At 64.0% G+C, this 12,347-nt stretch carries 13 protein-coding genes; 12 read left to right on the forward strand and 1 reads right to left on the reverse strand.

Features of this window, described 5'->3' with window-relative positions:
* Positions 1 to 18 precede the first annotated feature (18 nt).
* The 9 genes from FCS99_RS04730 to trmB all read left to right on the forward strand — a co-directional run bounded on the left by FCS99_RS04730 (position 19) and on the right by trmB (position 8,488).
* Positions 19 to 438 (forward strand): Fur family transcriptional regulator, encoded by a 420-nt coding sequence (locus FCS99_RS04730; protein ID WP_138510921.1) that lies wholly within the window; start codon positions 19 to 21, stop codon positions 436 to 438.
* 28 nt (positions 439 to 466) lie between these two features.
* A complete protein-coding gene (locus FCS99_RS04735; protein ID WP_138510922.1) occupies positions 467 to 1,753 on the forward strand; it encodes a TCR/Tet family MFS transporter in 1,287 nt (428 codons plus the stop codon).
* A 109-nt stretch (positions 1,754 to 1,862) separates the two neighbouring features.
* Positions 1,863 to 3,233: a tRNA (N6-isopentenyl adenosine(37)-C2)-methylthiotransferase MiaB gene (miaB, locus tag FCS99_RS04740; RefSeq protein ID WP_138510923.1), complete on the forward strand. Its 1,371-nt coding sequence runs from the start codon at positions 1,863 to 1,865 to the stop codon at positions 3,231 to 3,233.
* A complete protein-coding gene (locus tag FCS99_RS04745) occupies positions 3,230 to 4,267 on the forward strand; it encodes a PhoH family protein (RefSeq protein WP_138510924.1) in 1,038 nt (345 codons plus the stop codon). The genes miaB and FCS99_RS04745 overlap by 4 nt, the downstream gene beginning before the upstream one ends.
* Entirely contained in the window at positions 4,264 to 4,716 is a 453-nt protein-coding gene (ybeY, locus tag FCS99_RS04750) for an rRNA maturation RNase YbeY (protein ID WP_138510925.1), read from the forward strand. Before FCS99_RS04745 ends, ybeY begins: the two co-directional genes overlap by 4 nt.
* Before the next feature lie 26 nt (positions 4,717 to 4,742).
* A complete protein-coding gene (locus FCS99_RS04755; protein ID WP_138510926.1) occupies positions 4,743 to 5,633 on the forward strand; it encodes a transporter associated domain-containing protein in 891 nt (296 codons plus the stop codon).
* Positions 5,630 to 7,234 carry an apolipoprotein N-acyltransferase gene (gene lnt, locus FCS99_RS04760; protein ID WP_138510927.1) on the forward strand — a complete coding sequence of 535 codons (1,605 nt, stop codon included), beginning with the start codon at positions 5,630 to 5,632 and terminating at the stop codon, positions 7,232 to 7,234. Before FCS99_RS04755 ends, lnt begins: the two co-directional genes overlap by 4 nt.
* 87 nt (positions 7,235 to 7,321) lie before the next feature.
* Positions 7,322 to 7,747 carry a helix-turn-helix domain-containing protein gene (locus tag FCS99_RS04765; protein ID WP_138510928.1) on the forward strand — a complete coding sequence of 142 codons (426 nt, stop codon included), beginning with the start codon at positions 7,322 to 7,324 and terminating at the stop codon, positions 7,745 to 7,747.
* 54 nt (positions 7,748 to 7,801) lie between these two features.
* A complete protein-coding gene (gene trmB, locus FCS99_RS04770; protein ID WP_138510929.1) occupies positions 7,802 to 8,488 on the forward strand; it encodes a tRNA (guanosine(46)-N7)-methyltransferase TrmB in 687 nt (228 codons plus the stop codon).
* On the opposite strand, the gene FCS99_RS04775 is transcribed toward trmB, so the two are convergent.
* Positions 8,485 to 9,165 carry a hypothetical protein gene (locus tag FCS99_RS04775; RefSeq protein WP_138510930.1) on the reverse strand — a complete coding sequence of 227 codons (681 nt, stop codon included), beginning with the start codon at positions 9,163 to 9,165 and terminating at the stop codon, positions 8,485 to 8,487. The two genes, trmB and FCS99_RS04775, sit on opposite strands and share 4 nt — an antisense overlap.
* 211 nt (positions 9,166 to 9,376) lie before the next feature.
* Between FCS99_RS04775 and rimP the strand changes: the two genes are divergently transcribed.
* The 3 genes from rimP to FCS99_RS04790 are packed head-to-tail and all read left to right on the forward strand — an operon-like array spanning position 9,377 to position 12,294.
* Positions 9,377 to 9,916 (forward strand): ribosome maturation factor RimP, encoded by a 540-nt coding sequence (gene rimP / locus FCS99_RS04780; RefSeq protein WP_138510931.1) that lies wholly within the window; start codon positions 9,377 to 9,379, stop codon positions 9,914 to 9,916.
* 31 nt (positions 9,917 to 9,947) lie between these two features.
* Positions 9,948 to 11,660, forward strand: a complete 1,713-nt coding sequence (gene nusA, locus FCS99_RS04785) for a transcription termination factor NusA (protein WP_138510932.1) — start codon at positions 9,948 to 9,950, stop codon at positions 11,658 to 11,660.
* Positions 11,563 to 12,294, forward strand: a complete 732-nt coding sequence (locus FCS99_RS04790; protein WP_267899608.1) for an RNA-binding protein — start codon at positions 11,563 to 11,565, stop codon at positions 12,292 to 12,294. Before nusA ends, FCS99_RS04790 begins: the two co-directional genes overlap by 98 nt.
* The last annotated feature ends 53 nt before the right edge of the window (positions 12,295 to 12,347 follow it).

The raw sequence follows: 12,347 nt of genomic DNA on the forward strand, positions 1-12,347 counted from the left end.
TAGACAAGGAAGACGCCCATGCCGGACCGTATCGAGAAGCTCTGTGTCGCCAAAGGCCTTCGCATGACCGACCAGCGTCGCGTCATTGCCCGGGTCCTGTCGGCTTCGGACGACCATCCCGATGCCGAGGAATTGCACCGTCGCGCGGCGGCCGAGGATTCCCGGATTTCCCTCGCCACGGTCTACCGCACGGTCCGCCTGTTCGAGGAAGCCGGCATTATCGAGCGTCACGACTTCCGCGACGGAAGGTCGCGTTATGAAGAGGTCGGCGACGAGCATCACGACCATCTGATCGACCTGAAATCAGGCGAAGTCGTCGAATTCGTCAATGAAGAGATCGAAGCGCTCCAGGAAGCGATCGCCCGCAAGCTGGGTTACAAGCTTGTCGATCACCGCCTCGAGCTTTACGGCGTGCCCCTGAAGAGCGCCGAGGACTGAGCGTCCCGGCCTCCCCCGAGGAGCCGCCATGTCTGCCCGCCAGCCCGGCAAGCACGCGATCATATTCATCTTCGTCACGGTGTTGATCGACATGATCGGCTTCGGCCTGATCATTCCGGTCATGCCGGAACTGATCGAGGAGCTGACCGGACTGCAGGCGGACGACGCCGCCATTCTCGGCGCCTGGCTGATGGTCTCCTATGCGGGGATGCAATTTGTCTTCGCGCCGATCGTCGGTGGTCTGTCCGACCGGTTCGGGCGAAAGCCCGTCCTGCTGGCCGCACTGACCGGGTTCACCATCGACTACATCATCATGGGCTTCGCGCCGGAGTTCTGGCTCCTGCTGGTGGGCCGCATTCTCGCCGGTCTGTTCGGCGCCAGCTACTCAACGGCCAACGCCTTTGTGGCGGATATCACGCCCATCGAGAAGCGGGCAGCGCGCTTCGGCCTGATCGGTGCGGCCTTCGGGGTCGGGTTTACGCTGGGACCGGCCATCGGCGGATTCCTCGGCGATAATTTCGGCCCGCGAGCGCCCTTCTTCGCCGCCGCTATCCTGGCCGGTGCCAATCTTGTTTATGGCCTGATCGTTCTGCCCGAGACGCTCAAGCCGGAAAACCGTCGCAAGTTTGACATCCGGCGGGCCAATCCGCTCGGCTCGCTCATGCAAATGCGCAAATATCCGGCCGTCCTGGTGCTGATGTTTGCCATTTTCCTGATGCTGCTGGGCCACTCGGTCTACCCGGCCATCTGGTCCTACTACACGGATTTCAAATTCGGCTGGGGGCCGCGCGAGATCGGTTTGTCCCTGATGGCGGTCGGTTTCTCGTCCGCCCTGGTGCAGGGTGGGCTGACGCGCATCCTGGTACCGAAACTGGGTGAATGGCGCGCGATCACGCTATCGCTCATTCTCGCCGTTGCGGCTTATGCGCTGTACGGTCTCGCGACGGCCGGATGGATGGTGTACGCCATCATCATGTTTGCGGCCCTTGGCGGCATCGGCCAGCCGGCCCTTCAAGGGGTCATGTCCCGCATCGTGCCGCCGAATGCGCAGGGCGAACTGCAGGGCGCGATGACCTCCTTGCAAAGCCTGTCGATGATCATCGGTCCGCTGGTGATGTCGCGCATCTTTTCGCATTTCTCCGAAGAAGAAGCTGCGGTCACCTTCCCGGGGGCGCCCTTCATCCTGGCGTCCGGCCTCACCCTTCTGGCTCTGGTCATCGGCCTGTCGGCGCGACGTCATGATCCCGGCCCGGCTGCGGGGGATGATCCGACCCATGCCATGTCAGCCCGTCCGGCGACGGCCCGGGCCGACTAGTCTTGCGGGCCTTGCGCGAAAGCCCCATTTCCATCATAACGCCCGGCTTCCCGGACACTGATCGGGAGAGGCTGCAAGGACGGATCGCCGCCGCGGTCCGCAAGGTTTCATGAGTTCGACGCGCAAACGCCTGTTTATCAAGACCTATGGCTGCCAGATGAATGTCTATGACTCCGAACGGATGCGGGACGTGCTGGCACCGCTGGGCTATGAGCCGGCGGAGGAGCCCGATGGCGCCGATCTGGTCATTCTCAATACCTGCCACATCCGCGAGAAGGCGGCCGAGAAAGTCTATTCCGAGCTGGGCCGTCTGCGTCCGCTGAAGGATGAGAAGGCGGCCTCCGGCGGCATGACGATTGCCGTGGCCGGCTGTGTCGCCCAGGCCGAGGGCGCGGAAATCATGAAGCGCGCGCCGGTCGTCGATCTCGTCGTCGGCCCGCAGACCTATCACAAACTCCCCGAACTGATCGCCCAGACCCACCGCGCCCGCGGCGAGGCGCTGGATACGGAGTTCGAGGTCGAGGACAAGTTCGACAAGCTGGGCAATGACCGCCAGGTCGACGGCCATACGGCCTTCGTGACGGTCCAGGAAGGTTGCGACAAGTTCTGCACCTTCTGTGTCGTGCCCTATACGCGCGGCGCGGAATGGTCCCGCCCGGTCGACCAGATCGTCGCCGAGGTCCGCGCCCTGGCGGCCAAGGGTGTGCGTGAGGTGACCCTGCTGGGCCAGAACGTCAACGCCTTCCATGGCGAGCCGCCGGCCGGCCGTGAAGCGGACGGACCCTGGGGGCTGGGCCAGCTGGTCCGCCATCTCGCCCTGATCGGCGGGATCGAGCGTATCCGCTTCACCACCTCGCATCCGCGCGACATGGAAGAGGACCTGATCCAGGCCTTCGCCGACACGCCCAAGCTGATGCCCTATTTCCACCTGCCGGTTCAGTCGGGCTCGGACAAGATCCTGAAAGCCATGAACCGCCAGCATACCGGCGAAGAGTATCTGGCGATCATCGAGCGCCTGCGCGCGGCGCGGTCCGACATCGCCATTTCCGGCGACATGATCGTCGGCTTCCCGGGCGAGACCGACAAGGATTTCGAGGACACGCTGAACCTGGTCCGCCAGGTCAATTACGCCTCCTGCTTCTCCTTCAAGTATTCGCGCCGTCCGGGCACACCGGGCGCGGCCATGTTCAACCAGGTGGATGAAGCGGTGAAAACCGAGCGCCTGGCAATCCTGCAGGACCTGCTCAACCAGCAGCAGGTCGCATTCAATGAAAGCCAGATCGGGCGCACCCTGCCGGTCCTGTTCGAGAAGGCTGGCCGCAAGGATGGCCAGCTTCACGGCCGTTCGCCCTATCTCCAGTCCGTCCATGTCGACGGTCCGGACCATCTGATCGGCCGGATTGCCGATGTCCGCATCGAAGCAGCCTCGCGCAACGCCCTCACCGGCCAGCTTGTGGACGGGGAGAGGAGCGCCGCGTGACCGCAGCGAAAACCCCGACCTCCCGCTCCCGCGCGGCCAAGCCCAAACGCCAAGCCGCCGAGACCGTCTTCTTTGATGATGCCGAACGCCTGCGCGGTCTGGCCGGGGCGGGCGACCGTTTCCTGATCATGATCGAGCAGGAGCTGGGCGTGCGCCTGTCGGCCCCCGGAGGCGGACAGATCGTGATTTCCGGCGAGGATGTCGCCGCCCGCGATGATGCCAAGCGGGTCATCCGGCGCCTCTATGACAGTCTGGAACACGGGCTGACCTGCGATGAGGCCGCCGTCCGCGCCGCCCTGCGCATGCGCGACCGCGACGAGCCGGATGCGGGTCCCGATGACGGTGTCATCCGTGTCCCGCGCGGCTCCAGCCTGATCGCCCGTACGGATGGTCAGCGCGAATATGTGCGCCAGCTCAAGAATGAGAAGGCCTATGACCTGATCTTCGGCGTCGGCCCGGCTGGCACCGGCAAGACCCTGCTGGCGGTCGCCTATGGCGCCTCGCTTCTGGTCCAGCACAAGGTGGAAAAACTCATCATCACCCGTCCGGCCGTCGAGGCGGGCGAGAAGCTGGGCTTCCTGCCGGGGGATCTGAACGAGAAGGTCGATCCCTATCTCCTGCCGGTCTGGGATGCGCTCGCCGATACTCTGGGGCGGTACCAGCTGGAGAAGATGCGCGAGGATGGCCGCATCGAGGTGGCGCCGATCGCCTTCATGCGCGGCCGTACGCTCAACCGGGCCTTCATCGTGGTCGATGAGGCCCAGAATGCGTCGCGCGCGCAGATGCAGATGGTGCTGACCCGTCTGGGGGAAGGCTCCCGCATGGCGGTGACCGGAGACCCGAGCCAGGTGGACCTCGGTCCGCGCGATCCGTCCGGCCTGCCGCATGCGCTGGACCTGCTCAAAAACACCAAAGGTGTTGCCATCACACGCTTTTCGCGTGTTGATGTGGTCCGGCATGATCTGGTCGCCCGGATCGTGGAAGCCTATGAGGAAGATGCCCGCAAGCCTGCGGGTGCCGATCGGGACCGATGAACGCAGTCGATTTGATCGTCGAGGACGAGGCCTGGGACAGGCTGGAGGGCAAATCCGCCCTCGCTGAAACCGCCATCGCCGCCGCCCAGTGCGAGATTGATGATATTTTGCCCGGCGTGATCGCGATCCTGCTGACCGGCGATGATGCCGTGGCCCAGCTCAACAAGAGTTTCCGCGGCAAGGAGGGGCCGACCAATGTCCTCTCCTTTCCTGCCTCCGAACATGCCGACAATCATCTCGGTGACGTGGCCCTGGCCTGGGGCGTGGTCGAGCGGGAGGCCGCCGACAAGCGGGTTTCCGTGGAAGACCATTTGCGGCACCTAATCGTGCATGGATTCCTGCATTTGCAGGGTTATGATCATCAGGACGATGATGAAGCCGAACACATGGAAGACCTTGAACGCCGGGCGCTGGCCCGGCTGGGTGTCAGCGATCCCTATGCCGAATGACCGAATACGCCCCGGCGGGGTGAACCATGGCTGATACCAATTCTGCCAACGGAACGCCGCGTCGCTCTATCCTGGACCGCTTGTTGGGCCGGGGCGAGGCCGAGACGCTCGCAGCGCCGTCGCCGGTTCCGCATCACCCCTCCATCGAGGCCGATGCGCTGGAACAATTGCGGGTCGCCGATGTCATGGTGCCGCGCGCCGATATTGTCGGCGTGGAAGTCTCCACCCCGCTGGGTGAACTGGCCAAGATCTTCGCCGATGCCGCCCATTCGCGCCTGCCCATCTACCGGGAAACGCTGGATGATCCGGTCGGTGTCGTGCACATCAAGGATGTGATCGCCCATCTGGCGCCGCCCGCCTCGGGCCGCCGTCCGGCCGGTTGGCTGACCAAGGAAGTCCTGCCCTCCATTGCCCGCCCGCTCCTGTTTGCCCCGCCCTCGATGAAGGCCATGGACCTCTTGCGCCGCATGCAGGGCCGCCGCATGCATCTGGCCCTGGTCGTCGATGAATATGGCGGCACGGACGGGCTGGTGACGCTGGAAGACCTGATCGAGCCCATCGTCGGCGATATCGAGGATGAGCATGATGACGAGGATTCCCCGCTGATCCGCGCCCGCGGTCCGGGGGTCTGGGATGTCGATGCCCGGGCCGAGATCGACGTGTTCGAAGGCGTGGTCGGCGAGGAGATCGCGGCCGAGGACGAAGACGAGGATGTCGACAGTCTGGGCGGCCTGGTATTTACCCTGATCGGCCGCGTGCCCGAACGCGGTGAGGTGATCGGTCACCCGACCGGTTATGAATTCGAGGTTCTGGAAGCCGACAGCCGCCGCATCAAGCGCATGCGGGTGCGCGCCCCGTCGAAAAAGCCCAAGGCCGCCGCGCCGGACGAGGGTGACGGAGCCGGAACCGCATCATGAATTGGCGCCGTCTCTCGGTGATGCGTCCGCGGGCCTGGCTGGCCGCGCGGCGGGGCTGGCGGCATCGGCTCTATCTGGTTCTGGCCGGCGCGAGCTCGGCCCTGGCCATGGCTCCGCTCCATCTCTGGCCGGCAATGGCGGCCGGGCTCTGCCTCTTCCTGTGGAGCCTGGACGGCGCACGGCGGACCGACCGGCCCCTGCGTTCGGCTCTGCTGCGCGGCTTCCTGTTCGGATTCGGTTTTTTCCTGGCGGGCACGTTCTGGATTGCCTTCGCCTTCTTTACCCGGGGTCCCGGCTATGGCGCCCTGGTGCCGATTGCCCTGCCTGGGTTTGCGACCCTGCTGGCCGTGTTCTGGGGACTGGCGGGGGTGCTCTATGTGCTGCTGGCGCAGCGATCGGAATGGCGCATTCTGGTGTTCGCCGCGGTTGTCACCCTGACCGAAGGCGTGCGCGGGCACTTGTTCGGCGGCCTGCCTTGGAATTTGCCGGCCTATACGTGGCAGGCCGGTGGGCTGATCAGCCAGACCGCCTCCTGGGCGGGCGTGTACGGGCTGACCTTCCTGACCGTCTACATGCTGGCCTCGCCGGCCGTGGCCTTCGGCTCGCGTTTCCGGGTCACGCGGCTCATGCCGGTGATGGCGGCGGCCATACTGGCGCTCATCCTGGCCTGTTTCGGCGCGCTGCGCCTGTCCGGCATGCCGGATGGGGAGCAGCCGGATGTCCGCATACGTCTGGTTGAGGCCGGCTTGAGCCAGGCGGAAAAATGGGGGCCGGACGGGGGCGATCTGGCGCGTGACCGCTATCTGGCCCTGACCGCCGAACCGGGTCTGGACGCGGTGACCCATGTCGTCTGGCCGGAAGGCGCGCTGCCGATCTTCATGCTGGATGATGGCGATACGCTGGGCCGGATCGGTGAGACCCTGTCCGGCGGGCAGATCCTGATCGCCGGGGTCAACCGGCGGGCGCGGCTGGAATCGGGACCCGCCTATTACAATGCGCTGGCCGTGATGCGCTTCCCGGGCGGTTCGCCGCGGATCGAGGGCTTGTATGACAAGGTCCGGCTGACCCCGTTCGGCGAGATGGTGCCGATGTCCTGGTTGCTGCGCCTGATCGGATTTGACGAGTTCACCCGCTACCAGTTCACGCCGGGACCGGCCGCCTCGGTCCTGACCGTGACCGGCGTGCCGCCAGTGATGCCGCTGATCTGCTATGAGGCCATTTTCCCGGGCTTTGTGCGCTCCATGCCGGAGCGCCCGGCCTGGATGCTGAATGTGTCCAATGATGCCTGGTTCGGGGCGACGGCGGGCCCGCAACAGCATTTCAACCAGGCCCGGTATCGCAGTATCGAGACCGGTCTGCCCATGGTCCGCTCGGCCTCGCGCGGCGTGTCCGGGATTGTCGACGCGGCGGGTCGCGCCCGTGTCGAGCTTGCACCGGAGGTGACCGGGGTGACCGATGTTTCCCTGCCCCTGCCGATCCAGGCCCCGCCCTATATGAGCTGGGGGGACTGGCCGGCCTGGCTGATCAGCCTGATCGTGCTGGCCGGGGTCACGCTCCAGCGCCATGGCCGGAAATTGCGGCGCCTGAAATCGCAGCCATGAATCGAAAGTGATTATGGACCCACGCGATGGTTGTGGTAGCGTCTTGCGGGTTAGGTCCTTTTAAGAAACTGGATTCGAGGTGTATCGATGACCAGACCCAACCCCCGGGGCCCTAATCCGATTGATATTCATGTCGGATCCCGTATCCGCCTTCGGCGGCAATTGCTCAAGATGAGCCAGGAGAAGCTGGGCGATGAGCTCGGCGTGACCTTCCAGCAGGTCCAGAAATATGAGCGTGGTGCCAACCGGGTCGGGGCCAGCCGTCTCTATCGCCTGTCCTGCGTCCTCAATGTCCCGGTCCAATTCTTTTTTGAGGGCCTGGGTGAGGAAGTGGCTGAAACGGGCGTGGCTGACAATGGCCAGACACCGCTTGTCTATGATTTCATTCAGAGTTCCGACGGCGTTTCCCTGGCGGAGGCGTTCTCGCGCATCGAGGATTCCAAGGTCCGTCGCCGGGTCCTGGAACTGGTTCGGACCCTGGCCGCCGAGGCCGAGGAAGCCGCAGCGCGCTGATCTCGCGCAGGTCCGGCCTTTTCAGGCCGGTCGCGAGCGGCTAGATCGCGGCGCATGAGCCTGCCACCTGAAGACCGACCCGAATTCCGCCTCTTTGGCCGTTCCCAGGGCAAACCCCTGTCGGCGCGCCAACAGGGGCTTGTCGACCATCGTCTGCCGCAGATGACCCTGCCGGAAACGGGTATGATCGATCCGGTCGCCCTGTTCCCCGACAGCGAGGCCCGTGTCCTGGAAATCGGATTTGGCGGCGGCGAGCATCTCGCCGGCCAGGCGGACCTCCATCGCAAGACCGGCTATATCGGGATCGAGCCCTTCCTCAATGGTGTCGCCAAGGCGATGACTTATGTCGAGGACAAGGATCTGGAGAATGTCCGCCTGTGGCGCGGTGATGCCCGCGAGGCCCTGCCACGCTTTGCCGATGGCGTGCTGGACCGGATATTCCTGCTCTTTCCGGACCCCTGGCACAAGAAACGCCACGCCAAGCGCCGTTTCGTCCAGCCGAACACCCGCGATGATTTTGCCCGTCTTCTGAAGCCGGGGGGAAAACTGCGGATCGCCACGGATGTGAAATCCTACGCCGATCACTGCATGGCCGAATTCGAGTTTGACGACCGCTTTGCCTGGCAGGCGTCGACCGCCGATGACTGGCGCATTCCGCCCGCCGACCACATCACCACGCGCTACGAGACCAAGGGCCTGGGCGATTGCCGACCGGTCTTCATGGACTGGGTCCGGGTCTAGTCGCACTCGCCCTGATAGGCGGTTCCGTAATCGGCGTCGAAACAGTCGAGCAGCCGGTCCACCACGGGCAGGTTCGCAGGTTCGGTCACGAAGCCGCTGGGCATGCGGATGCGTGGATTGTCACGCAGGAACTGCCTGCGGGCCTCCTGTTCTTCTTCTGAGACGGGGACGGCGGCCAATTGGTCACGGACGGCCTGGATCGCATCCCGGTCGCGTCTCAGGAAGGCCAGCGTGGCGTCGACATAGAGATTCCAGCTCGGATCGTCGCTGTCCGGGTTATGGGTGTCCTCCAGAAGGTCGATGGCCGAGGCGTAGTCACCGGCATAGGCCATCATTTGGCCGGCATGCCAGCGCATCAGCCGTATCTGGCGATCGCCGAGATCGTAGCTTGTCTGGTCGATATAGCCCAGGATCAGCCCGGCCGCCGCGACATGACAGTCCCTGTTCCCGATCGGCCGCCACCCCCCGGAGAAATCCTGGTCGAAGGCGCGCGGATCAAGGGCGAGCAGCGTGTTGGTTTCGTCGGCATCCACATCGCAGGCGATCAGGGCGGCCTGCGTCACTTCCGGCAGGGCGTCGAACGGCGTCTGGGCCCGCGCAGCTGACAGAATGAGGAGAGATACGCCCAGCAGGGCGGCGAGCGACAGACCAGATGGCTTGATTGAGTGAAGTTTCATTAAAATGCGCACCCTTTTCACTTATTCTAGCGTCGCTTCGCGGCGTGTTGAGTGACGATTTGGTCAGGAAGGCGGCGCTGATCGGCAGCTTGCCTTCTCCCTTTATCCGGCGTATAACTCAGGCATTACATGTTCGATCGCATCGGATGATGCTATCGAGCGGTCGCTTTCGGCGGCCGCTCTTTTTTGTTGCTGAAACGGGCCTAGCGCTTTGAAGACAAAAACGCCTCAGGATGACCGCATCCTTGCCCTGGCCGAGCCGGTCGCTGCCGAGCTGGGACTGGAAATCGTGCGGGTCCGGGTCATGTCCGGCAAGAAGCCGCGTCTGCAGATCATGACCGACCATCTCGACGGTGTCGGCGTGGATGTGGATGATTGCGCACGACTTTCGCGGGCCCTGTCCGATGTGTTCGAGGTCGAGGATCCGGTTTCCGGTGAGTATGATCTGGAGATTTCCTCGCCCGGGATTGATCGCCCGCTGACGGCTCTGCCTCACTTTGACCGCTGGGAAGGGTATGAGGCCAAGATCGAACTGGATCGCCTGGCCGAGGGCCGCAAGCGCTTCAAGGGCTTGCTGGCGGGAACCGAGGACGGAAACGTCCTGCTCGACATGGATGGCGAAGACGAAACGACGCTGATCCCGTTTGACTGGATCGCGGATGCCAAACTGGTTTTGACAGACGCCTTGATCGAGGCGGATTTGAAAGCGCGGGGTGGTTCAGCCCCGTCGCAGACTGAAGGAGACGAATGATGTCGCTCTATGCTTTTGAAGGAATTGCCCGATGAGCATCGGTGTAAGTGCCAACCGGCTCGAATTGCTGCAGATCGCCCGTGCGGTCGCCGCCGAGAAATCGATTGATGAGAGCATCGTCATCGAGGCTATCGAAGAGGCGATCCAGAAGGCTGCGCGTTCGCGCTATGGTGCCGAAAACGACATCCGCGCCAAGATCGATCCGAAGACGGGCGAGCTGTCGCTGACCCGGAACATGACGGTCGTGGAAGAGGTCGAGAACGAGAGCCAGGAGCTCACGTTGGCCGACGCGCAGAAGATCGACAAGACCGCCGAAATCGGCACGGTCTTCTCCGATGAACTGCCGCCGATCGAATTTGGCCGCGTGGCCTCGCAGACCGCCAAACAGGTGATCACGCAGAAGGTTCGCGAAGCCGAGCGCCAGCGCCAGTTCGACGAGTACAAAGACCGTGTCGGCGAGATCGTCAACGGCATCGTCAAGCGCGTCGAATACGGCAATGTCATCATCGATCTGGGTCGTGCCGAAGGCATTATCCGTCGCGCTGACGGCATTCCGCGGGAAAACCTGCAGAACAATGAGCGGGTCCGCGCCTACATCTATGATGTTCGCGAGGAAGTCCGCGGTCCGCAGATTTTCCTGTCGCGCGCCCATCCGGACTTCATGGCTGCCCTGTTCGCGCAGGAAGTGCCGGAAGTCTACGAAGGCATTATCGAAATTCCGTCCGTGGCCCGGGATCCGGGTTCGCGCGCCAAGATCGCCGTGATCTCCAATGACGGCTCCATCGACCCGGTCGGCGCCTGCGTCGGCATGCGCGGTTCGCGCGTTCAGGCCGTCGTGTCCGAACTGGCCGGCGAGAAGATCGACATCATCCCGTGGTCGGATGATCCGGCAACCTTCATCGTCAACGCCCTGCAGCCGGCCGAAGTGGCCAAGGTCGTGCTCGACGAGGAAGACCAGCGTATCGAGGTCGTGGTGCCGGACGAGCAGCTCTCGCTCGCCATTGGTCGCCGCGGCCAGAATGTCCGTCTGGCCTCGCAGCTGACGGGCTGGTCGATCGATATCCTGACCGAGGAAGAGGAGTCTGAGCGCCGTCAGAAGGAATTCGCCGAGCGCACGCAACTCTTCATCGCGGCTCTTGATGTTGACGAAGTGATTGCCCAACTCCTGGCTACTGAAGGCTTCACCGATGTCGAAGAGATCGCCTATGTGGATCTCGGCGAGATCGCGGTGATCGAAGGCTTCGACGAGGATACCGCCGAGGAAATCCAGGCCCGCGCCCGCGACTACCTGGAACGCCTCGCCGCCGAACAGGACGCCAAGCGCAAGGAGCTGGGCGTCGAGGATGACGTGCTCGAGATCGAAGGTGTCGAGCTCGCCATGGCCGTGAAGTTCGGTGAGAACGACGTCAAAACGGTCGACGATCTGGCTGGCCTGGTCACGGATGACCTGCGTGGCTGGTTCGAGACCAAGAATGGCGAACGGGTTCGCGAACCGGGTATCCTGGAAGAGTTCAATCTTTCGGCTGAAGACGCCGAGATGATGATCATGCGGGCCCGCGTGGCGGCGGGCTGGATTTCCGAGGAAGACCTGCCGCAGCCGGAAGTCGAGGAAACCGAAGCCGAGCTCGAGGGCGAGGACGCGTTCGATGTGTCGAACATGGACCTGGCCGAGCTGGAAGCGGAAGCTGAAGCGCTGGGTCTGGACCTGGACGAGGCTGCTGAAGCGGAGAAGGAGGCTGACTAAAGCCGGATCCGCGATGAAAAAGGACCGCGAGCGGCGATGCGTCGCGACGGGTGAGGTTGGCGAGGAAGCCGATCTCATCCGGATCGCCCTGGGCCCCGACAATGTGATCGTGCCGGATCTGGCCGCTCGCTTGCCGGGGCGGGGCGCTTGGGTCGGCGCCCGCAAGGCGCTGGTCGAGCAGGCGGTCAAGAAAAAGGCTTTCAACCGGGCTTTCGGGGCTCCGGTTGTTGTGCCGGATGATTTTGCGGGGCAGATCGAAGCCCTGCTGGCCCAGCGCGCGCTGAACCTGATCGGTCTGGCGCGACGGGCCGGAGAACTGGCCGCCGGACAGGATGCTGTCCGGTTGGCCGTGAAAGCAGCGCGGCCGGCCTGGCGTATCGAGGCCAGTGACGCAGCGCGGGACGGGCGGTCGAAACTGGACCGTCTGACCTTTGCGGCCTGGGGCGATGATGTGCCCGTGGCCGGGTGTTTTCTGGCCGAGGATATCGGCCAGGCAATCGGGCGCGGACCAACGGTCCACGCCAGCATGGCGGAAGGCTCGCAGGCGCGGGCTTTCTCGACGGTGATGCGGAAGCTTTCCGGCTTTCGCGTCCTCGATCCGGCCGGTCAGGATGGCCTGCCAGATGCGGAATGAACCGTGCAAGCGGTTGCGTCCGGAGCGGAGCTGGCTAGTTTAGCGAGCCTTCG

This window comes from Maricaulis alexandrii (assembly GCF_005871165.1).
GTDB lineage: Bacteria > Pseudomonadota > Alphaproteobacteria > Caulobacterales > Maricaulaceae > Maricaulis > Maricaulis alexandrii.

Excerpts from the sequence above, each read along its gene's own strand:
- nusA (WP_138510932.1), top strand. The coding sequence starts at position 9,948 with ATGAGCATCGGTGTAAGTGCCAACCGGCTCGAATTGCTGCAGATCGCC.
- FCS99_RS04790 (WP_267899608.1), top strand. The coding sequence starts at position 11,563 with ATGTGTCGAACATGGACCTGGCCGAGCTGGAAGCGGAAGCTGAAGCGC.
- FCS99_RS04755 (WP_138510926.1), top strand. The coding sequence starts at position 4,743 with ATGGCTGATACCAATTCTGCCAACGGAACGCCGCGTCGCTCTATCCTG.
- ybeY (WP_138510925.1), top strand. The coding sequence starts at position 4,264 with ATGAACGCAGTCGATTTGATCGTCGAGGACGAGGCCTGGGACAGGCTG.
- miaB (WP_138510923.1), top strand. The coding sequence starts at position 1,863 with ATGAGTTCGACGCGCAAACGCCTGTTTATCAAGACCTATGGCTGCCAG.
- FCS99_RS04730 (WP_138510921.1), top strand. The coding sequence starts at position 19 with ATGCCGGACCGTATCGAGAAGCTCTGTGTCGCCAAAGGCCTTCGCATG.
- lnt (WP_138510927.1), top strand. The coding sequence starts at position 5,630 with ATGAATTGGCGCCGTCTCTCGGTGATGCGTCCGCGGGCCTGGCTGGCC.
- FCS99_RS04775 (WP_138510930.1), bottom strand. The coding sequence starts at position 9,165 with ATGAAACTTCACTCAATCAAGCCATCTGGTCTGTCGCTCGCCGCCCTG.
- FCS99_RS04765 (WP_138510928.1), top strand. The coding sequence starts at position 7,322 with ATGACCAGACCCAACCCCCGGGGCCCTAATCCGATTGATATTCATGTC.
- trmB (WP_138510929.1), top strand. The coding sequence starts at position 7,802 with ATGAGCCTGCCACCTGAAGACCGACCCGAATTCCGCCTCTTTGGCCGT.
- FCS99_RS04735 (WP_138510922.1), top strand. The coding sequence starts at position 467 with ATGTCTGCCCGCCAGCCCGGCAAGCACGCGATCATATTCATCTTCGTC.